The sequence below is a fragment of the Xanthomonas campestris pv. asclepiadis genome, assembly GCF_020784175.1.
Lineage (GTDB): Bacteria > Pseudomonadota > Gammaproteobacteria > Xanthomonadales > Xanthomonadaceae > Xanthomonas > Xanthomonas campestris_D.
Window position 1 is genome coordinate 19,050 of sequence record NZ_JAJGQM010000020.1, and the last position, 19,905, is coordinate 38,954.

The 19,905-nt window shown below is 66.3% G+C and carries 19 protein-coding genes, 1 tRNA gene and 1 pseudogene; 10 read left to right on the forward strand and 11 right to left on the reverse strand.

Going from position 1 to position 19,905, the window contains the following annotated elements:
• Nucleotides 1-36: 36 nt before the first annotated feature.
• From ftsY to LL972_RS10990, 4 genes are all read left to right on the forward strand, one after another.
• Nucleotides 37-1,683 (forward strand): signal recognition particle-docking protein FtsY, encoded by a 1,647-nt coding sequence (gene ftsY / locus LL972_RS10975; RefSeq protein ID WP_228327668.1) that lies wholly within the window; start codon nucleotides 37-39, stop codon nucleotides 1,681-1,683.
• Nucleotides 1,684-1,947: a hypothetical protein gene (locus tag LL972_RS10980; protein WP_228327634.1), complete on the forward strand. Its 264-nt coding sequence runs from the start codon at nucleotides 1,684-1,686 to the stop codon at nucleotides 1,945-1,947.
• 72 nt (nucleotides 1,948-2,019) lie between these two features.
• Nucleotides 2,020-3,093: an A/G-specific adenine glycosylase gene (gene mutY, locus LL972_RS10985; protein WP_228327635.1), complete on the forward strand. Its 1,074-nt coding sequence runs from the start codon at nucleotides 2,020-2,022 to the stop codon at nucleotides 3,091-3,093.
• 22 nt (nucleotides 3,094-3,115) lie between these two features.
• Nucleotides 3,116-3,394 (forward strand): oxidative damage protection protein, encoded by a 279-nt coding sequence (locus tag LL972_RS10990; protein ID WP_228327636.1) that lies wholly within the window; start codon nucleotides 3,116-3,118, stop codon nucleotides 3,392-3,394.
• Nucleotides 3,395-3,662: 268 nt separating this feature from the next.
• On the opposite strand, the gene LL972_RS10995 is transcribed toward LL972_RS10990, so the two are convergent.
• Both LL972_RS10995 and LL972_RS11000 read right to left on the reverse strand, forming a co-directional pair.
• Complete coding sequence (locus LL972_RS10995) at nucleotides 3,663-5,285, reverse strand: hybrid sensor histidine kinase/response regulator (RefSeq protein ID WP_228327637.1); 1,623 nt, start codon at nucleotides 5,283-5,285, stop codon at nucleotides 3,663-3,665.
• Nucleotides 5,286-5,419: 134 nt separating this feature from the next.
• Nucleotides 5,420-5,752 carry an SMR family transporter gene (locus tag LL972_RS11000; protein WP_228327638.1) on the reverse strand — a complete coding sequence of 111 codons (333 nt, stop codon included), beginning with the start codon at nucleotides 5,750-5,752 and terminating at the stop codon, nucleotides 5,420-5,422.
• 271 nt (nucleotides 5,753-6,023) lie between these two features.
• Here LL972_RS11000 and LL972_RS11005 point away from each other — a divergent pair, with 271 nt between their 5' ends.
• Nucleotides 6,024-6,698 carry a class I SAM-dependent methyltransferase gene (locus LL972_RS11005; protein WP_228327639.1) on the forward strand — a complete coding sequence of 225 codons (675 nt, stop codon included), beginning with the start codon at nucleotides 6,024-6,026 and terminating at the stop codon, nucleotides 6,696-6,698.
• A 13-nt stretch (nucleotides 6,699-6,711) separates the two neighbouring features.
• Here LL972_RS11005 and LL972_RS11010 read toward each other — a convergent pair whose 3' ends face one another.
• The 4 genes and pseudogenes from LL972_RS11010 to LL972_RS11020 all read right to left on the reverse strand — a co-directional run bounded on the left by LL972_RS11010 (nucleotide 6,712) and on the right by LL972_RS11020 (nucleotide 8,361).
• Nucleotides 6,712-7,281 (reverse strand): hypothetical protein, encoded by a 570-nt coding sequence (locus LL972_RS11010; RefSeq protein WP_228327669.1) that lies wholly within the window; start codon nucleotides 7,279-7,281, stop codon nucleotides 6,712-6,714.
• A gap of 208 nt (nucleotides 7,282-7,489) precedes the next feature.
• Nucleotides 7,490-7,585 (reverse strand): annotated as a pseudogene (locus LL972_RS21795) (DUF808 domain-containing protein); the annotation flags it as partial.
• Between the two features lie 123 nt (nucleotides 7,586-7,708).
• Nucleotides 7,709-7,966: a hypothetical protein gene (locus LL972_RS11015; protein ID WP_228327670.1), complete on the reverse strand. Its 258-nt coding sequence runs from the start codon at nucleotides 7,964-7,966 to the stop codon at nucleotides 7,709-7,711.
• 319 nt (nucleotides 7,967-8,285) lie between these two features.
• Nucleotides 8,286-8,361, reverse strand: a tRNA-Phe gene (locus LL972_RS11020).
• 179 nt (nucleotides 8,362-8,540) lie between these two features.
• Here LL972_RS11020 and LL972_RS11025 point away from each other — a divergent pair.
• The 5 genes from LL972_RS11025 to dxs all read left to right on the forward strand — a co-directional run bounded on the left by LL972_RS11025 (nucleotide 8,541) and on the right by dxs (nucleotide 14,969).
• Nucleotides 8,541-9,080: a lipocalin family protein gene (locus tag LL972_RS11025; RefSeq protein ID WP_228327640.1), complete on the forward strand. Its 540-nt coding sequence runs from the start codon at nucleotides 8,541-8,543 to the stop codon at nucleotides 9,078-9,080.
• A gap of 154 nt (nucleotides 9,081-9,234) precedes the next feature.
• Entirely contained in the window at nucleotides 9,235-9,711 is a 477-nt protein-coding gene (locus tag LL972_RS11030) for an LEA type 2 family protein (protein ID WP_039512117.1), read from the forward strand.
• A 37-nt stretch (nucleotides 9,712-9,748) separates the two neighbouring features.
• Nucleotides 9,749-11,542 carry an acyl-CoA dehydrogenase C-terminal domain-containing protein gene (locus LL972_RS11035; protein ID WP_228327641.1) on the forward strand — a complete coding sequence of 598 codons (1,794 nt, stop codon included), beginning with the start codon at nucleotides 9,749-9,751 and terminating at the stop codon, nucleotides 11,540-11,542.
• Nucleotides 11,543-11,998: 456 nt separating this feature from the next.
• Nucleotides 11,999-12,655: an HNH endonuclease gene (locus tag LL972_RS11040; protein ID WP_053045183.1), complete on the forward strand. Its 657-nt coding sequence runs from the start codon at nucleotides 11,999-12,001 to the stop codon at nucleotides 12,653-12,655.
• Between the two features lie 397 nt (nucleotides 12,656-13,052).
• Nucleotides 13,053-14,969: a 1-deoxy-D-xylulose-5-phosphate synthase gene (dxs, locus tag LL972_RS11045; protein WP_228327642.1), complete on the forward strand. Its 1,917-nt coding sequence runs from the start codon at nucleotides 13,053-13,055 to the stop codon at nucleotides 14,967-14,969.
• Nucleotides 14,970-15,090: 121 nt separating this feature from the next.
• On the opposite strand, the gene LL972_RS11050 is transcribed toward dxs, so the two are convergent.
• From LL972_RS11050 to LL972_RS11070, 5 genes are read right to left on the reverse strand one after another with little or no spacing between them, the layout of a single operon-like run.
• Nucleotides 15,091-16,347 (reverse strand): glycosyltransferase, encoded by a 1,257-nt coding sequence (locus LL972_RS11050; protein WP_228327643.1) that lies wholly within the window; start codon nucleotides 16,345-16,347, stop codon nucleotides 15,091-15,093.
• Nucleotides 16,337-16,948, reverse strand: coding sequence for a hypothetical protein (locus tag LL972_RS11055; protein ID WP_228327644.1), 612 nt, complete (start codon nucleotides 16,946-16,948; stop codon nucleotides 16,337-16,339). The genes LL972_RS11050 and LL972_RS11055 overlap by 11 nt, the downstream gene beginning before the upstream one ends.
• Entirely contained in the window at nucleotides 16,926-18,080 is a 1,155-nt protein-coding gene (locus LL972_RS11060) for a glycosyltransferase family 21 protein (protein ID WP_228327645.1), read from the reverse strand. Before LL972_RS11060 ends, LL972_RS11055 begins: the two co-directional genes overlap by 23 nt.
• On the reverse strand, nucleotides 18,071-19,030 hold the full coding sequence (locus tag LL972_RS11065; RefSeq protein ID WP_228327646.1) for an NAD-dependent epimerase/dehydratase family protein: 960 nt from the start codon (nucleotides 19,028-19,030) through the stop codon (nucleotides 18,071-18,073). The genes LL972_RS11060 and LL972_RS11065 overlap by 10 nt, the downstream gene beginning before the upstream one ends.
• Nucleotides 19,027-19,875 carry an MBL fold metallo-hydrolase gene (locus tag LL972_RS11070; RefSeq protein ID WP_228327671.1) on the reverse strand — a complete coding sequence of 283 codons (849 nt, stop codon included), beginning with the start codon at nucleotides 19,873-19,875 and terminating at the stop codon, nucleotides 19,027-19,029. The genes LL972_RS11065 and LL972_RS11070 overlap by 4 nt, the downstream gene beginning before the upstream one ends.
• Nucleotides 19,876-19,905 lie beyond the last annotated feature (30 nt).

The window sequence follows — 19,905 nt, forward strand, 5'->3', positions numbered from 1 at the left end:
ATGGTAGAATTTCTGGTTTCCCCTACTGCGTTGCCAATGGCCAGCTTTTTCCGCCGTAACAAACCAACCACGCCCGACAGCGCGCGTACCTCGCGCTATAGCCTGGAAGAACTGGCAGCCGCATTCCCCACCGCGCCCTCCGCCGCCACCCCGGCGTCGCCGGTCGAGGCAATGCCGACTGCCGAACCCGGCACATCGGCCACACCAGCGTCGCCCGCGCCCGCGCCTACTGCACCGGCACGCAGCGATGCGGTAACGCCGACGCCCGCCGCAACGCCGCCTGCCGCGGCACCGGCCGACCAGCTTGCCCAGGACATCGCCACGCGCACTGGCCAGGCGCAGAGCGTTGCCGCAGTCCCCAACGCACCCACGCCGCCGGCCACGCCGGCGCCTGAGGCCTTGCAGGCGCTGCCCGATCCGGTTCCGTCTGCCGCGCCGCACGTTCCCACGGTAGTGGTACCGCCGCCGGTGGTCGTGCAGCCGCACAGCGCACCCGCGCAGCCGGCAGGCACGCCTGCGCAAGGCGCCGCGCCCGCAGTCGTACCGTCGACTGCAACGCCTGCTGCCACGCCTACCGTCGTGACACCCGCTGTCGTGACACCTGCCGCCGCAACAGCTGCGCCCGCAGTGACACCGGCCGTCGCCCCGTTGCCTGCCGCCGCGCCCAGTGTCGTCGCCCCGGCCGTGATCAGCGCCCCAGTGCCGGCCAGTTCCGACAACGACAGCATCAACGGCCAGCGCGATGCGCTACCGGCCGCCCCGGCCGGCAAGCCGGGCTGGCGCGACCGTCTGCGCAACAGCAGCTTCGCGCGCAGCTTCGGCGGCTTGTTCTCGCGCAATCCCAAGCTCGACGACGATCTGCTCGACGAGATCGAAACCGCGCTGATCACCGCCGATGTCGGCATCGGCGCAACCACCGCCCTGGTCGAAGGGCTGCGCAAGCGCATGAAGTCGCGCGAATTCGTCGATGCGCAGGCGCTGTTCAAGGCCTTGCGCGCCGATCTCATCGCGCTGCTGCAGCCGGTTTCCAAACCACTGGTCATCGATCGCTCGGCCAAGCCCTTCGTGGTGCTCACCGTCGGCGTCAACGGCGTCGGCAAGACCACCACCATCGGCAAGCTGGCCAAGCGTTTCAAGGACGACGGCAACAGCCTGATGCTGGCCGCCGGTGACACCTTCCGCGCCGCAGCGGTGGCGCAGCTGCAGGCCTGGGGCGATCGCAACGGCGTGGCCGTGATCGCGCAGGGACAGAATGCCGATGCTGCCTCAGTCGCGTTCGACGCGCTGCAGGCCGCCAAGGCGCGCGGCACCGAGGTGTTGATCGCCGACACCGCCGGCCGCCTGCACACCCAGACCGGGCTGATGAACGAGCTGGGCAAGATCCGCCGCGTGCTGGGCAAGATCGATGCCGCCGCGCCGCACGAAGTGCTGATGGTCATCGACGGCACCACGGGCCAGAACGCCATTTCGCAGCTGCGCCAGTTCCATGCCGCGGTCGGCGTTACCGGCCTGGTCGTGACCAAGCTCGATGGCACCGCCAAGGGCGGCGTGGTGTTCGCCCTGGCGCGCGAGTTCAATATCCCGATCCGCTTCGCCGGCATCGGCGAACGCCCGGAAGACCTGCGCGTGTTCGACCCGGTCGCCTTCGTCGATGCCTTGCTGCCGGAAGCCTTGGGCAGCTGAATGGAAGACACCTGCCCGCATCTGCAAGCGCTGTGCGCGCAGGCGCTGCAGGCAGGCTGCACGGTGCGGGAAGTCTCCGGCGACTGGTCGCGCGCCAGACGTGTCATGGAGTTCGCCCAGCCGTTGCCGGCGGCGTTGCGCAAGCAGGCGCGGCGCAATGCAGAGCTGGTTCATTACCATGCACCGGCCGCACCGCACTGGCCTGGCGATGAAGGCTTCTTCTGCGACCAATGCCGGGTTGGACTTGCGTTTCCGCTGCACTGACCGGCCCACCCATACGCGCATAGCCGGGCGTCATCCGCCCGACGCCATCGCCCTCCTTCGCCAGCGGAACCCATGCCAGCCGACCACGCCACTCCCACCGCCGACGCCTTTGTCGACCGCCTGCTGCACTGGTTCGACGGCCACGGCCGCCACGATCTGCCCTGGCAGCACCCGCGGGCGCCCTACCGGGTATGGCTGTCGGAAATCATGCTGCAGCAGACCCAGGTCGCGGTGGTCATTCCGTATTTCCAGAAGTTCGTCGCTAGCTTTCCGAGCTTGGCCGATCTGGCCGCAGCCGACAACGACACCGTGATGGCGCATTGGGCCGGGCTGGGCTACTACGCACGTGCACGTAATCTGCACGCGGCCGCCAAACAATGCGTCGCCTTGCACAACGGCGACTTGCCACGCGGTTTCGAGGCATTACTCGCCTTGCCCGGCATCGGCCGCAGCACCGCGGGCGCGATCCTCAGCCAGGCCTGGAACGACCGCTTCGCGATCATGGACGGCAACGTCAAACGCGTACTGACACGCTTCCACGGCATTGCCGGCTATCCCGGCCTGCCGGTGATCGAAAAACAGTTGTGGCAACTGGCGACGACCCATGTGGCGCAGGTGCCGGCCGGCCGCCTGGCCGACTACACGCAGGCGCAGATGGATTTCGGCGCCACGCTGTGCACACGCGCCAGACCGGCCTGTGTACTGTGCCCGCTGCAGGACGATTGCGTGGCGCGCCGCGATGGCCTGGTGGACGCACTGCCCACGCCCAAGCCCGGCAAGCAATTACCTGAGCGCGAAGCCACCGCCCTGCTGCTGGAAAACGCAGACAGGCAGATCCTGTTGCAGCGCCGCCCGCCAACCGGCATCTGGGCCTCGCTGTGGACGCTGCCGCAGGCCGAGACCGATAGCGGCATGCGCGCATGGTTCGCTGCACATATCGACGGCAACTACGAACGCGCCGATGAAATGCCGCTGATCGTGCACACCTTCAGTCATTACCGCCTGCATCTGCAGCCCTTGCGCATCCGCAAGGTCGCGCTGCGCCCGGCGGTACGCGACAATGGCGACCTGCGCTGGGTCGCCCGCGCCGATCTCGCATCGCTGGGCTTGCCGGCGCCGATCCGCAAACTGCTCGACGCTCTCTAAGCGCGCACTCAAAGGAATCCGCATGTCCCGCACCGTGTTCTGCCAGTACCAGCAATGCGACACCGAAGGCCTGGATTTTGTGCCGTATCCCGGCGAGCTCGGCCAGCGCATATTCGCGCAGATCGGCAAGAGCGCGTGGCAGGCGTGGCTGGCGCATCAGACCATGCTGATCAACGAAAACCGGCTATCGCCGCGCGACCCCAAGCACCGCGCGTTTCTCGAAGCCGAGTTGCAGAAATTCCTGTTCGAGCGCAACGCCGACAAGCCGGATGGCTATGTCGCGCCGATGAGCGAAGAGTAAGCACGCCAGGCTTTAGAGCGGCCCACCGACGGCTGCGCTTTTGCCGGGCAGGCGCATGCCGGTGCCCGGAATCGGCATGCATCACGTGGACCCTCCCGATCCTGCGCGCGGTCTACTTCGAACCGAGGACCGCTCGCCACTGCTTTGGCCGTTCTTAAGCGCAACGAGCGAAGCGCAGCGCATACCCGCGACGCAGCAGCCGCCGCACGATCGCATTGACCAGCGGTACGCGATATCCGGGTATTGCACTGCCCGGATGCATGCACCCTCAGCCGACGCCGGTCGGCCCGTCCAGCAACATGCGCACCCGCTTGAGCAACTCCTTCTGCGTATACGGTTTGTTGACCACACCAAATTCCGCACCGCCCACGTCGGTGCGCTGAATGCTGGCATCGGCGTAGCCGGTAGTCAGCAGAATCTTGATCCTGGGCAACATGCGTCGCGCCTCGCGCGCCAGCACCACGCCATTCATGCCGCCGGGCATGATCAGATCGGTAAACACCGCGTCCACCTCCGGATGCTGCTCCAGCACCTCGATCGCCTCGCGTCCGCTGGATGCGGTCAGGATGCGATAACCGGCATCTTCCAGGAACATCTGGGCGATCACCGCCACGTCCGGCTTGTCTTCCACGATCAGGATGGTCTCGCTGCCGCCCTTGTCGATCGCGCGGCTCTTGGCGGCCTGCAGATCATTCGCAAACTCACTGGACGCAGGGAAATACAGACGCACCGTGGTGCCCTCGCCCACCTCGCTGTAGATGCGCACGGTGCCGCCGGATTGCTTGACGAAGCCGTACACCATCGACAGACCCAGGCCCGTGCCCTGCCCTTCGTCCTTGGTGGTGAAGAACGGCTCCATGACCCGGCTGACGACGTCCGGCGGCATGCCAGCGCCGGTGTCGCTCACCGCAAGGCTCACATACCGGCCCGGTGCCAACTGGTGATACATCGCCAGATCGTGGCTGGTGATTTCCACGTTCTGCGTCTGCACGGTGACCTGCTTGCGCTCGGCCTGCGCCATCGCATCGCGCGCGTTGATCAACACGTTCAGCAGCGCTACTTCGGCCTGCGTGGTATCGATCTGGCAATTCCACAACCGCTCGTCCAGCGACTGCTGCATGGTGATGCCGCCGCCCAGCACGCGCTCGGCCATGTTGTTCATGCCCGCCACCAGACCATTGAGATTCACCACCCGCCCGCGCAACTTCTGCTTGCGCGAAAACGCCAGCAGTTGCTGCGTCAGCGTGGCCGCCTTGGCGGTCGCCGCGGCCGCGTGCTCGGCACTGAAGGCGATGCGCTGTGCGTTGTCGCCACCCTTGTTGGCCATCATCTGGATGACTTCCAGATGGCCGGACATCACCTGCAGCAGATTATTGAAATCGTGCGCAATGCCGCCGGTCAGCTGGCCCAGCGCTTCCATCTTCTGCGCCTGGCGCAGGGCGTCCTCGGCATCGCGACGACGGCTCACATCCAGCTGCGAGCCGAAGAAATAGACCAGGCGGCCGCTCTCGTCGAACACCGGCGACACGAACAGCGCATTCCAGAACGACGACCCGTCCTTGCGGTAATTCAGCACTTCGGTGGCGAATTCGCGGCGGTTTTCAATCGACTCGCGGACATCGTCAATGCTGGAGCGATCGGTTTCCGGCCCCTGCAGGAAGCGGCAGTTGTTGCCGATGATCTCGTCCGCCGAATACCCGGTCATTTCCAGGAATGCGCGGTTGGCGAACACGATCGGATTGTCCGGCAGATGCGGGTCGGTCACCGTCATCGGCATCCGCGTGGTTTCCACCGCCGCAAAGAAGATATCCGAGCGATGCTTATCGACCGGAAGACTGCGCGATTCGCCGATGTGAGGCGCCCGTGGCTCTCCGTAACCAGGATCGTTCAAGTGCATGTTCTCCGCGGGGCCATTCCCATGGCGATAGTCTAGTTGGGGCCGGTGAGCTGACCCCTCACATCCATGAGCCTTTCCCGTACGGCCGCGCCCGCCGATGCAACCCGGCACGCGGGATGCAGCACGCGCTAATGCGGCGCCACCTTTGAAAACACGTTGATGACCACCGCACCGGCCACGATCAGCCCCATCCCCAGCATCGCCGGCGCATCCAGCCGTTGTCCGTGCAGCGCCCAGGCCACCAGCGAAATCAGCACGATGCCCGCGCCCGACCACATGGCGTAAGCGATGCCGACCGGGATCACGCGCAAGGTCAATGCCAGAAAATAGAACGAAATGCCGTAGCCCAGCACGGTGAGCAGCGAAGGCCACATGCGCGTAAAGCCTTCGCTGGATTTGAGCGCCGCCGTGGCGGTGACCTCTGCACAGATCGCGATTGCCAGGAATATCCAGTTCTTCATCGACGCACCCTTGCCCGTCGAATGCGGCGACCATAGCCGCAGGCACCGGCTTGCATGCAAGCGCGCAGCTGTGAGCCATTGCCTGCGTCGTCGCTTGCTGAAAGCAGGCTAATGGTGGCGCGGCAGGCCGCCATCGGCAGGCAGGCGCATCGGCTGTTTTGCCGTAGCATGCGCGGGCAGCAAGCAGCTCTTGCGCTTCGTTCGGCCGTCCTGGCGCCGTTGCGCGCGTCTTTCCAGCCAGCGCAGTTGCTGGCGACCATGCGATGCCACCATGCCGGGCTACCAGACCCAGATTCACGAGTTGACCTTCGGGCAACTGACTTACGTCATCCGCGCACTTGCCGATAAACAGCAATACGCCGATCCGGACGAGAGTGCGGCCGATGCAGGCATCTCTTCGGCGCAATGGAGCCTGTTCGGGCAGGTCTGGCCGGCCGGCCAGCTACTGGCCGAAGCCATGGCCACGCGCCCGATCGAAGGCCGGCGCATTCTCGAACTCGGCTGCGGCCTGGGGCTGGCCAGCCTGGTGTTGCGCAGGCGCGGCGCCGACGTGGTCGCCAGCGATCATCACCCGCTGGCCGAAGTGTTTCTGGCGTACAACGCTGCGCTCAATTCACTGGACTCGGTGCCGTATCGCCGGCTCGACTGGGACGCCGGCGCACCCAACATGGGCCAGTTCGACATGATCATCGCCAGCGACGTGCTCTACGAGAGCCGCCACGCCACCATGCTGGCCAAACTCATTCCCGCGCTGGCCAAACCCTCGTGCGAGATCGTCATCAGCGACCCGGGCCGCGGCAATGCCAACGCGCTGTCGCGCATGCTGGCGGACATCGGGTTTTCGTTGATCGCCGGCGAACGCCAGGCAGCGGCTCAGGTGGCCAAGGCGCCGCGCCTGTTCGTCTATCGGCGCAATATGGACAACTGGTGGCCGGCGGGCGGCTGATCGCCCTGCCGCTTCACTCGGGTGCGGGCGCATAGGCAGACAGTGCGATCGGCTTGCGCGGATCGGCCTTGATCTCCTTGTGCTCGCTCATGCGCATCGCATCGGCATCGGGCGCGTTGTCGGTATTCATCTCCCAGCTTTCCAGCACACGCTTGTGGAAGAGGAACTCGCCACGCGCACGGTCGTAGCGGAAGGTGATGTAGTCGGTCCAGTGCTGGCCGCAGGCCACGCCATTTTGCACGGTGAAGTAGGCGCCCTTCGCCACCAGGCCTTGTTCGCCATCCAGGAACGGATCGCATTGCCCGCCCTCGTCGGCCTTGAAGATCACACGCGTATTGCGCCCAGCGATCACAAAGCCGCCATCGGCGGTCGCCACCAATACCAGCAAGGTCCGCGCCGGCGCCGGGTCGCTGGTTGCCTTGCGTGCATCTTCTGCCGCAGCGCGCAAGGCAACTACATAATCCTGCCGCCCATCTCCGCTCAGATCCGCCTCGGCAAGGCCGATGACCGTCTGCCCGGACGGCAGCAGCCTGGACGCAGCGGCAGGCAGCGTCGCTGCGCCACACGGCGCAACCGCTGCCATTGTCAGGGCCAACCACCAGCATCGCGTTGTCATTGCCGTTCCTTCATTTTCCCGGGACGCCAGCATACGCGGCTATCCAGGTCGGCCGGCTGGTGATGCACTGCGTGAGATCGCGCCTGCACGGGCGATGCTTCGCGTTGCATTGGTTGGATCGTGTATCGCGTGGCCACGAATTCGACGATGCGAACGTGTCTGTCAGCGCAATGGCGCATAGATAGGCACCGCCGATCATCAGCAGCGGCACGTTGTAACCGCGCCCGTGCAGCCGGGACCACTGGGCACTGATCACCAGCGCCGCTGGCGTCCTTGCGCGGCAATGGTTGATTCCTGCGTTTCCAGCGGCGCACCAGCGCGCGCCGCCGTTGCGCGCCTCAACAGCGCAAACACCGATCCAGCAAAGTTGACGCCGCTGTGCCAGCGCCAGACTTCAGGGGCGATATTCCTTCGGATCCAGAAACTCGGCCAGACAGGAGCCCACCCGCAGCGCCTGCTCGCGCGCATCGCCGCGGTATTCGCCCTGCCCCGCACCTTCGATCGTGGCGATCGGTGAGTCGCGGTCGCGGTGATACACAAACGCCGTCGACGACCACTGCGTCTGTCCAGGGGCCTGACTTTCCATCGTTTCCACACGGAACTCACCGCAGTAACCGTGAATCAATGTGCGTCGAAGTGTTTTGTGCGTCATGCGCGGAAGTATCGCCACGTGCAGTTGAAGACGACGTGGAAAAACCGCCACGATCCGGCAGCGCGCGAGCTGATTGCAGTCCTTTACCCGTCCCCCGGCGCAATCTGCCGGGCCTCCTTGAAAGGCGCAGCCCACGCCCCGCCCGGAGACGGGCGTTGCAGCGCAGAGCAACCGTTTTTCCAGCCGCACGCGACAGATCTGCCGGCAAACGCAAGAAATCCACCTGCAGCAATCACTGCGACGTGGCGTCAACAAAACCGGGAAGAGAGTTTGCACATCCGGCGATTGCCGGGAAGCCTTGCGAACGAAGGCTTGGAAATGGTGGCCGAGGACGGAATCGAACCGCCGACACGGGGATTTTCAATCCCCTGCTCTACCAACTGAGCTACTCGGCCACTATCGCAACATGCTGCCTGCGTTGCGAGGACGCGCATCATAGCGAGCAGGCGCAGTTTGGGCAAGCGTTGTGATGAACTTTGTTCCGGGCCGGCGCGACGCCTGTGCTTTCCTGCACCGGTTCACGCCGCGCGGCGGGCGGCATGGCCTAGCCTGCGCAGGTCCCGAGGAGATTGTCATGTGCCTGCCCCGCCTGCTGCTGCCGTTCTTCGCCTTGCTGATGCCGCTGACGGCCGCCGCCCAACCGCCGGTACGCGCGGTGCCACAACTGGACATCTCCCGCTACGCGGGCCAGTGGCACGAGATCGCGCATCTTCCGGTGTCGTTCCAGAAGAAGTGCCGCAGCGATATCACCGCCAGCTACACCCTGCGCGACGACGGCCTGATCGGCGTGCGCAACGGCTGCCGCACCGCCGATGGCGAGCTGACCCAGGCCGACGGGGTGGCACGGCCGGTCGAGGGCCAGCCCGGGCAATTGCAGGTGCGCTTTGCCCCGGAATGGCTGAGCTGGTTGCCGCTGGTATGGGCCGACTATTGGGTGATCGCACTCGATCCGGACTACCAATGGGCGGTGGTCGGCGAACCGGATCGCAAGTATCTGTGGATCCTGTCGCGCTCGCCACAGATGCAGCGCGCGCAGTTCGAACAACTCAAGCGTCAGGCCACGCAGATGGGGTACGACCTGTCGCCGCTGATCGTGGCTGCGCCCTTGCGTTGACGCCAGCGGCCTGAACGCAGACCGCGCCGAGTGATGCGCCGCAACGCCAGCCCCCGGACACGCCGCGAGGCAGCGAGGCAGCGAGGCAGCGAGGCAGCAACCGTACTGCGTAGTATTCTTGGCGCCGCCTCAATCCCGCCAAGGACCTCAGTACATGCGTCGTGCCTACCGTCTCCTGATCGTGTCGCTGGCCTGCGGCCTGCTGCTGAGCGCCTGCGGCGGTGCGGTACGCCGCGTGTCCGAGCCGGCCGCCAGCATCCAGCAACTGACCGTGCGTGCCGATGGCTCCTGGTCGGTCGATCTACGGCTGCAGAACTACAGCAGCATCCCGATGCAGTTCGAGCGTGTGGTGCTGGAGATTTCCGCCGGCGACCAGCTGGCCGGCAAGCTCGACCAGAGCGTCGGCATCTCGATCGGCCCGGAAACCGCCGACGTGGTGACTGTCAGCGTGCAGCCGACCTCGCTGGGCCGCCTCACCGTCGCCGACGTGCTCGCCGGTGGCCGCTCGCTGCCCTATTCGCTCAAGGGCACGGTGTGGGCGACGCCGCAGGACAAGAAGCAGCGCGATTTCAGCGTCGAGTCGCGCAACACGCTCAGCCCGGCCCCGGGCCTCAACGGCGTGCTGCGCTGACGCGCACGCCTTCCCGCACTCGTTTGAAGGATCCCGCATGAGCAGCTACACCGCCCCGCTGACCGATTTCCGCTTCGCCCTGCACGACGTGCTCGGCGCGCAGGCCCTGTTTGCCCGGCTCGGCTATGCCGATGCCAGCACCGACATCATCGACGCCGTGCTTGAAGAAGCCGGCCGCTTCACCGCACAGGTGCTGGCGCCGCTCAACAGCATCGGCGACGAAATCGGCTGCGCCTTCGACAAGAGCACCCATGCGGTGACCACCCCGCCCGGCTTCCGCGCGGCCTACGACCAGTTCGTGGAAGCCGGCTGGAACGGGCTCACCGCCGAGACGCAGTTCGGCGGCCAGGGCATGCCGCATACGCTGGGCGTGCCGTTGAGCGAAATGATCAACGCCGCCAACCTGGCCTGGGGCAACTTCCCGCTGCTCTCGCACGGCGCGATGGAAGCGCTGCGCCAGCACGGCGAAACCTGGCAGCAGGACGTGTTCCTCAAGCCGCTGATCGATGGCCGCTGGACCGGCACCATGTGCCTGACCGAGCCGCATTGCGGCACCGACCTGGGCCTGCTTAAGACCCGCGCCGAGCCCAACGCCGACGGCAGCTACGCCATCACCGGCACCAAGATCTTCATCACCGCCGGCGAGCACGATCTCACCGACAACATCGTGCATCTGGTGCTGGCCAAGCTGCCGGACGCACCGGCCGGCGCCAAGGGCATCTCGCTGTTCGTCACCCCCAAGTTCAAGGTGGACCGCGAGGGCAACTTGGGCGAACGCAACGCGCTGCACTGCGGTTCGATCGAGCACAAGATGGGCATCAAGGGGTCGGTGACCTGCGTGATGAACTTCGAAGGCGCGCAGGGCTACCTGGTCGGCCAGCCGCACAAGGGCCTGCAGGCGATGTTTACGATGATGAACACTGCGCGCCTGAGCGTGGGCCTGCAGGGCATCGGCCTGTCCGAGCGGGCGTATCAGAACGCCCTGCGCTATACCCGCGAACGTCTGCAGTCGCGCGCGCTCAGCGGCGCCCGGTTTCCCGACAAGCCGGCCGACCCGATCATCGTGCACTCGGACGTGCGCCGCATGCTGCTGACCATCAAGTCGCTGACCGAAGGCAGCCGCCTGCTGGCGCTGCATGCCGCCAGCCTGGTCGACGTGGCGCACCGCGGCGCCAGCGACCAGGAACGCGCCGATGCCGAGACCCTGGTGAGTTTCCTCACCCCGATTTCCAAGGCCTGCCAGACCGAGTGGTCAATCGAGAACACCTACCACGCGCTGCAGTGCTTCGGCGGCCACGGTTACATCCGCGAATACGGCATGGAGCAGCTGGCCCGCGACGCACGCATCACCACCATCTACGAAGGCACCACCGGCATCCAGGCGCTGGATCTGATCGGCCGCAAGACCGCAGCCAGCCAGGCGGCCGGATTGAAGCTGTTCCTGGCCGATGTGGAAACCTTTGCCAAAGCACAGGAGGGCAACGCAGCGCTGGCCGAGTTCATCAAGCCGCTGCGCGACAAGTGCAGCGAGTGGGCGATGCTGACCCGCGACGTGCTCGATCGCGCCGCCCGCAACCCGGACGAACTCGGCGCGGCCAGCTACGACTACCTGTTTTATTCCGGCTACGTGGTGCTGGCGTACTGGTGGGCACGCAGCGTGGCCGCAGCCGATGCCTCCGCGCACAGCGAGGACTTCAAACGTGCCAAGCGCGAAACCGCACGCTTCTACTTCGCACGCGTGTTGCCACGCACGCTGACCCATGCCGCCACCATCCGCAGCGGCGCCGCGCCGTTGATGTCGCTGGAAGCGGAGCTGTTCGGCGAAGCCTGAGCAAGCGCCATCATCGCGGCAGGCTGCCGCTGTCCTAGCAGCGGCCCTGGCCGCGATGAGGCGGTACCGATCGGCGAGACATCGCGCCCGGGAGCGCTCCTACGGCAACATCACAAGATTCCGCCGCTGTCGTAGGAGCGGACCTGGCCGCGACGAAGCGGTACCGATCGGCGAAACGTCGCGCCCAGGTGCGCGCCTACGGCAACATTGCAGGATTCCGCCGCTGTCGTAGGAGTGGACCTGGCCGCGACGAAGCATTACCGATCGGCGAGACATCGCGCCCGGGTGCGCTCCTACGGCTAAACAAGGTCTTTAACGCGTCCGGGGACTGGTCACGCAGCATGGCGGCATCGCGGCCGGGCGGGCACATGCTGATCCCTTGATTGCAAGACGCGCGCCACGGCCCGTCGCTGCGATACACAAACTGTCAACGATCGGGTATAAGCTGTTTTCCCGATGGAGACAGACACGCACGCAGGTGATGTGATCGTCCCCGGAGGCTCCTCAGCCCCGGTCGCGGGCAGCGCTGTCGCTGCAATCCAGCAACTTCCCACCCTGCGCCTGCTTTCGCTCGATGCGCACGGCCGGGTGCTGGACTGGATCAACTGGCAGGACGCCGCCTGCCTGTACGCACGCGGTGCGGTGTCCTGGACCTTGGGCGAGCCCTGCATGGAGATCCACGGCGGCATGTCACGGCTCACCGGCGAGCGCAGCACGCTGGCATTGCATCCCATCATCGCCGCACGCGGGCATGCCCGTTCGCGCGCACTGGACCCGACGCCGACCCTCAGCAACACCGCACTGTTCGCGCGCGACTCGCAGCTGTGCATGTATTGCGGCCAGCACTTCAGTCGCCCGCAGCTGACCCGCGATCACGTCATGCCGGTCTCCAAGGGCGGCCGCGACAGTTGGGAGAACGTGGTCACCGCCTGCTTCCAGTGCAATTCGCGCAAGGCCAACCGGACGCCACAGCAGGCGCATATGCCGCTGCTGGCCGTGCCCTATCGCCCGAGCTGGATCGAACATCTGATCCTGTCCAACCGCAACATCCTCTCCGACCAGATGGCGTTCCTGCGCGCGCAGTTGCCCAAGCGCTCGAAACTGTCGCTGTAGTCCGCTACCTGCTGGCTCGGCACGACGCTCCGGCTGGATCGCCGGTACATGCGGTGGGATCGTCCGACCGAGGTGTGGCAGCGCGTGCGTTGGTGGGTGCATCGACTCGATGCAACCTGCGGCCCACAGCTCCGCCACGCAATGCGCAGCCCCAACGCTTCCTCGACCATTTACGGCGACCCGGCCAGCCTGCCCATCGCGCGGCCACGCAACATCCCTCACCAGTGCCCAGGGCCTGGGCCAGGGTGCGGCAGATTGCCGCAGGCACAAGGGCGCGGCGCGCGCGCCTGCATTGCCGACAGTGCTCGGCCATCACTTCCCGCTGACAGCTGAACCGGCTTGCTTGCCGGGCCTTCGCATGGGGAGGACAATACGGCTTCAGAACATTGACACGATGATGATCGACTCCACCCGCTATCCGCGCCTGTCCCGCATCCAGACCCCCGACGATCTGCGCACTTTCGACGAGGCCGATCTGACCGCGATCGCCGAAGAGCTGCGCGCCTACCTCATCGAATCGGTGGGCAAGAGCGGCGGGCATTTTGCGGCCGGCCTGGGCGTGATCGAACTCACCGTCGCCCTGCACTACCTGTATCAGACCCCGGTCGATCAGCTGGTGTGGGATGTGGGCCATCAGACCTACCCGCACAAGATCCTTACCGGCCGCCGCGACCAGATCCACACGGTCAAGCAGAAGGACGGCGTGGCGCCGTTCCCCAAGCGCGAAGAGAGCGTCTACGACACCTTCGGTGTCGGGCACTCCTCGACTTCGATCTCGGCCGCGCTGGGCATGGCGATCGCCGCGCAGCGCAGTGGTGACGAACGCAAGGTGGTGGCGGTGATCGGCGACGGCGCGATGACCGCCGGCATGGTCTACGAGGCACTCAACCATGCCGGCGGCATGGACCCGGAGCCGAACCTGCTGGTGATCCTCAACGACAACCGCATGTCGATCTCCGAAGCAGTCGGCGGGCTGACCAAGATGCTGGGGCGTGCCAGCGGCAGCCGCACCCTCAACGCCATCCGCGAGGGCGGCAAGAAGATCCTCGGCGACAAGAAGAACAACCCCACCGCGCGCTTCGTGCGGCGTTGGGAAGAACACTGGAAGGGCATGTTCGTGCCGTCCACGCTGTTCGAGGAAATGGGCTTCCACTACACCGGCCCGATCGACGGCCACGACCTGCCCGGCCTGGTCGGCGCACTGAAGACCCTGAAGACGCTCAAGGGCCCGCAGTTGCTGCACGTGATCACCACCAAGGGCAAGGGCTACGAACTGGCCGAAGGCGACCAGATCGGTTACCACGCCGTCGGTCCGTTCGATCCAAGCAAGGGCCTGGTCGCCAAGGCCGGCGCCAAGAAGCCGACCTATACCGATGTCTTCAGCGACTGGGTCTGCGACATGGCCGCGGCCGAACCCAAGCTGCTGGTGATCACCCCGGCGATGCGCGAGGGCTCGGGCCTGGTGCGTTTCAGCAAGGAATATCCGCAGCGCTATTTCGACGTGGCCATCGCCGAGCAACACGCGGTGACGCTGGCCGCCGGCATGGCGACCCAGGGCGCCAAACCGGTGGTGGCGATCTACTCCACCTTCCTGCAGCGCGGCTACGACCAGCTGGTGCACGACGTGGCGGTGCAGAAGCTCGACGTGCTGTTCGCGATCGATCGCGGCGGTGTGGTCGGCCCGGATGGCGCCACCCACGCCGGCAACCTGGATCTGAGCTTCCTGCGCTGCGTCCCGCACATGGTGGTGATGGCGCCGGCCGACGAGGCCGAATGCCGTCAGATGCTCACCACCGGCGTGCGTTACGAAGGCCCGGCGGCAGTGCGCTACCCGCGCGGCACCGGCCCGGGCAGCACGCTCGACGCATCGCTCACCAGCCTGCCGATCGGCAAGGCGCAGCTGCGTCACAGTGGCACACGCATCGCCCTGCTGGGCTTTGGCGCGAGCGTGGATGCGGCCGAAGCGGTCGGCCGCGAGCTTGGCCTGACCGTGGTCAACATGCGCTTCGTCAAACCGCTCGACAAGGCCATGCTGCTGGAGCTTGCCAGCAGCCACGAAGGCTTCGTCACCATCGAAGACAATGTTGTTGCCGGTGGCGCCGGCTCGGGCGTGGCCGAACTGCTCAACGCCGAAGCGATCACCCTGCCGATGCTGCACCTGGGCCTGCCGGACAGCTTCCAGCACCACGCCAGCCGCGAAGACCTGCTGGCCGAGGCTGGCATCGACCAGGCCGGTATCCGCGACGCCGTGCTCAAGCGCTGGCCGCAGCTGATTGCAGGCAAGGCGCCGTCGCGGAATGCGGCTGCAGGCTGAGCACGTAGCGGTAGTTGCGGCAGACGGTTGGAAAATCGCCTGCCCGTCCCGGCAATGACGTCTGCCGCGTGTTGAGGCTGATGGATTGACGCCGGGCGTGACCGGTCCGCCCGATGAGGCCTCAGATCTGCGGCACTGCACCGGTGCGTGCAAACGCATCCACCAGCTGCACGATGCGCGCCTGTGCCTCGATGTCGTGCAGTTCTGCCTGCAATCTACGCACGCCCGCTGGCACCTCGGTGGCAGCAAGTGCTTCGCGCAACAGCGCAGGCAGACCCTCCAGTTCGCGCAGCCACAACGACGCACCTGCGCTGTGCAGGCGCGCGGCATGGTCGAACTGATCGTAATCCAGCGGATAGACGATCGACGGCAGTCCCGCAGCCAGGCAGGCATACAGGATGCCGGCACCGCCATGGTGGACGACCAGGGCGTAGCGATGCAGCTGCTGCGCGTAGTCCACATACGGCAGACGCTGGTAGTTGCCGTGCGTCTGCGCTGGCGGCGCGGCGGGATCGCCAGCGCTGAAGTGAAAGATCACCTGCGGAAACTGCACCGCCACGGCACGCAGTAACTGGTCCATCCGTTGCTTGATCCACTGCAGGTGCGTGCCCAGCGTCACCAGCACATGCTGACGACCGGGGACGAACTGCGGCGGCGCAACCATCGATGGCGGCGTGCACAGCTGCGGCCCGACGAAACGCACTGCCGCAGGCCAGCGCCGGGCCAGCTCGAACGACGGCAGCCCCAGGGCCAGGATGCAGTGCGGCGAATACACCGCCTCGCTGCGATCGCTGCGATAGATCGCCGGCAATCCGGATGCGCGCATCTGACGGCGATAACACAGGTGCAGGCTCCGTTTGAATCCACGCGTCAGCCGCCGCGCGACTGCATGCCAGATCCGCTGCCGTGCCGTGGATGCCGGAAGCAGACCACCGAAATACGCCGGCGGCCCGTCGCCGGTTTCGATCACGCATGGTGACGGCATGCTGGTCCACCAGGCGATGCCCATCGCCTGCGCCGCCAATCCCGCGCTGGGCAAGGTGAAATCGGCGATCACCAGGTCCGGCCTGCGGTCGCGCCAGCGCTGCCGTACGGCATCGCCCAGCCGCGCCATCAGACCAAGCGCATCGTGCAACTGGCGGCGCAGCCGCAAGGGATTGTGGCCCACCGCATGCGGCGGATTGGCGATGTCGCGCAAGTGCCGGTCGGCTTGCGCATCCAGCACGCTGACACCGCTCAACCCACAGGCACGGATGCGCACCAGCGCCGCCGGCGTGCTGATGACGTGGACATCGTGATGTGGCGCCAACTGCCGCGCAATCGCCAGGATCGGATGCAGATGCCCGCTGTACGGCGGCGCGATCAGATCAATCCGCATGCCCGCTCCCCTGCACTGCCTGCTCGACCTGCGCGACAAATGCCTGGCAATCGGCAAGCACGCGTGCATCGCGCAGATACGCCATATGCCCGCATGCGGGGATCAGATCTCGCGCACCGCCGAACAGCGCGCGCGAGATCCAGTCACCGCTGCCCTGGACGATGCGCAGCTGTCCGAACGCCGCAGACGCAGTGCACACCGGGCCATAGGCAAACACGGCAAGACGCGTGCGCAGCGCCTGCGGCAGCTGCAACGCGGTCAGCAGTTGCAGGCCACAACTGCCGGCCAGCAGTACCGTCGTCGGCGCCTGCTCCAGCAGCGCCACCACGCGCATGCGATCGGCGTCCGCGACGCGTGCGGCGCGTGCGGCCAGATACTGACGCGCATTGCACACGCAAGCGCGCCACAGCGGTGTGCGCCGGTGCGGTGGGCCCGCAGAGCGATATGGATAATTGCAGTCGATCAGCCGCCGGCCCGCGCCTTGCAGCTGGTGCAGAAACTGCTGTTGTTCCCCGCTCAATGCACAGCGCTCCGGATCGCTTTGCCCGGTGAGGAAGGCGATCTGCAGGCTGGAGCCGTCAGTCCGCACGAAAACGTCCATCCGGCAACACGCGGTAACGCCGGGTGCGCCAGCGGATCGTGCGCACCAGCGCAGCATGCAGCAGATGCAGCGGCTGCAGGCACTCCGCGACAACCGACAGCAACGGACGGTGGCGCACCGCACCGCTCACCCGCCATTGCACCAGGCATAGCAGCAGCGCACGCAGCAGCACGGTGCACAGCACGCCGGCCACTACCGGCCAGCTCGCCTGCACGCAGGCACAGGCCAGCAAGGCCAGCAGCAACAACGGCGGCAGCCCCTGCAGCACGCCGATGGCCAGGCGTACGCCCACGGTCTGCCGACGCAGCAGGATCGACGCGAACAACATCCATCGATGCATCTGGCGTGCGTAGCTGGCCAGATCCGGCATCGCGGTGCGCATCGCCACCGGCGCGACGGATTGGTGCAGCCGCCCGCCGCGCTCACGCACCAAGGTGGCAACGGCCAGATCGTCGGTGAGCTGGTCCAGTAACGCGGCAAACCCGCCCCAGGCGCGCAGCTGCTCGGTCCGCGCGGCATAGCACATGCCATTGATGGTCAGCGGCGCGGCGAACGGCAACCAGCCCAGATAGGTCAGCGCCGCATTGTTATTGACGAACTGCGACAGCAGCCGGCCCGCCAGCGTGCTGCCGTCCTGGTAGTACGGCAATGCGGTGACCACATCGGCGTCGGTCAGATCCTGCAACAAGCGTGCGAGCGCATCACTGCTCAACTGTGCATCGTCGTCGAGGATCAGGCTGATCGACGCGCGCACACGTGCCAGCGCGTGGTCGAGCTTCCAGGCCTTTGGATTGATGCCGGCTGGCGCGGATGGCACCCGCATGCGCTCGATGCGTACATGCGGGTGCATCGCGACCAAGGCATCGGCAACGCTATTTCCCGGAATGTCGTCCGCATCCAGCAGCCAGACAAACTGGGCGTCAGGCAGCGCTTGCAGGTTGGCCGCAAGCACCTGCTGTAAATGCGCATCGCCACCCAGCACCGGCTGCAGGATCGCCACCTCGGCCTGGGTTGCGGTGGCGCCACCCGGTGGCCGCGCACGCGCACCACGCATCACCCACAGCACCGCAGCCGTCTTGACCATCAGCACCGCCAGGTAGGCGGCTGCCACTATCGGAACCACTACGCCCACTGCGCCGCCTGCCAACGCACGAATGCCTCGATGCCCTGTTCCAGACTGACGCTGGGAGGCCCGAGATCGGCAAGCGTGCGTCGTGGATCGAAGGTCTTGGAATAGGCGAACGCACCCACGCCGAAGCGGGTGATCGGCGGTTCGCCGCGCAGGCGCAGCACGCGATACGCCGCCTCCACCACGCTGGCCATGCGCAGTGCAGTGGCGATGCGCACCTCGCGTCGCGGCAGCGGCAGTTGCAGGCGCGTGAGCAGGTCCAGCAACAGCTGCTGCAGATCCACCGGCTGCGCGTTGGTGAGGTTGTAGGCCGGCTGCAACTGCGGCGCCGTCGCAGCGCGATAGAGGTAATCGCACAGCGTATCGATGTAGATCAGGTCGCCGATCACCGGCTGCGTCTGGCCGACGAAGCGAGGCAGCGCCCCCTTGCGCGCAGCGGCGATCACGCGCGGGAACAGCACCGTGTCCCCCGGGCCGAACACCGCACGCGGGCGCAGCACGGAGGTGTCGCCCGGATACTGCTCCAGCAGCGTTTCGCCAAGGTATTTGGTCTGCGCGTAGGTATTGACGAACGTCGGCCCGATCGGGCTGTCCTCGCTGAGGTCGTATTGATGCTCCTCGCGATAGAACACCGAACTGGACGACACATACAGCAGACGCGGGCAGCCATGGCGCGTGCAGAAGTCGATGACGTTGGCGGTGGCCTGGACGTTATGCTGCTGGAACTGCGCGCGCGTGCCCCACGGCGAGGCCAATGCCGCGGCATGGATCACCACATCCGGCTGCCACTGCAGCGAGAACGGCTGGCTCAGATCGATGCGATGGTAGTTGGGCAGATCGCTGGCACGACGACCGATGCCGTGGATCTCCACACCCGGCTGCCCCTGAAAACGTCGCAGGAAGGAACCACCGACAAAGCCGGATGCGCCGGTCACGAGAATACGCAGGCTCATCGCCACTCCGGTTGATAACGGTCAAGACTGGGTTGGCAATGCGAAGGCAGGATGGCCAACTCGGGATGGGCAAGCGACAGCGCATGCAATTGCTGCACGGTGCGCCGGAACGCGTGCCAATCGTGCATCAACAAACGCGTGGGCCAGGCGGGCCACTGCAGCGTCGCCCAGGTTGCCGACGACCACACCGCATCGGCGCACAGCAACACCTCGCGGTCGTACTGGTCGCGCAACCACAGGCCCATCTGCCCGGGTACGTGCCCGGGCAAGGGCACCGCCAGCACGCTGCCGTCGTCGAACAGATCGTAGGCCGCGCCCAGGCCCTGCCAGGCGCCGGTCAGCGCGCGCACCGGTGCCTGCTCGGCAAACCGCAGGCGCCGATCGAAATCTTCGGGGAGCAACTGCGGCAACAAGGCACGCCGCAGGCCGCCGACGCGTGAGCAGGCACGCAGCTGCTGATAGTCGGCACGCAGGCAGATGAAACGGGCGTTCGGCAGATCGCGCAGGCCGCCGACATGGTCGGCATGGAAGTGCGAGATCAGGCACCAGGCGATCTCCTCCAGCTGCACGCCGCGGCGTGCCAGTTGAGCGCCCAGCGTTTCGTGCGCGGGCAGGCGCACCGGCGTGGTCCAGCGATACAGACGCTCGGGCCAGGGATCGGTCGCGCGGAAGAAATGCGCGGCATACCCGGTGTCGTACAACAGCGCACCCCGTTGCGGATGCCGGATCAGCACGCTCAACGCGGGGAATTCCACCGCATGCCAGTGACCATCCGCACGCACCATGCGCTCGCAGTGGCGGCAATGGCCGATACGCAGCAACTCGAGCGACACGCGCGGCGGCATCAGCGCGCGACCTGGTCGGAGCATGCGCAC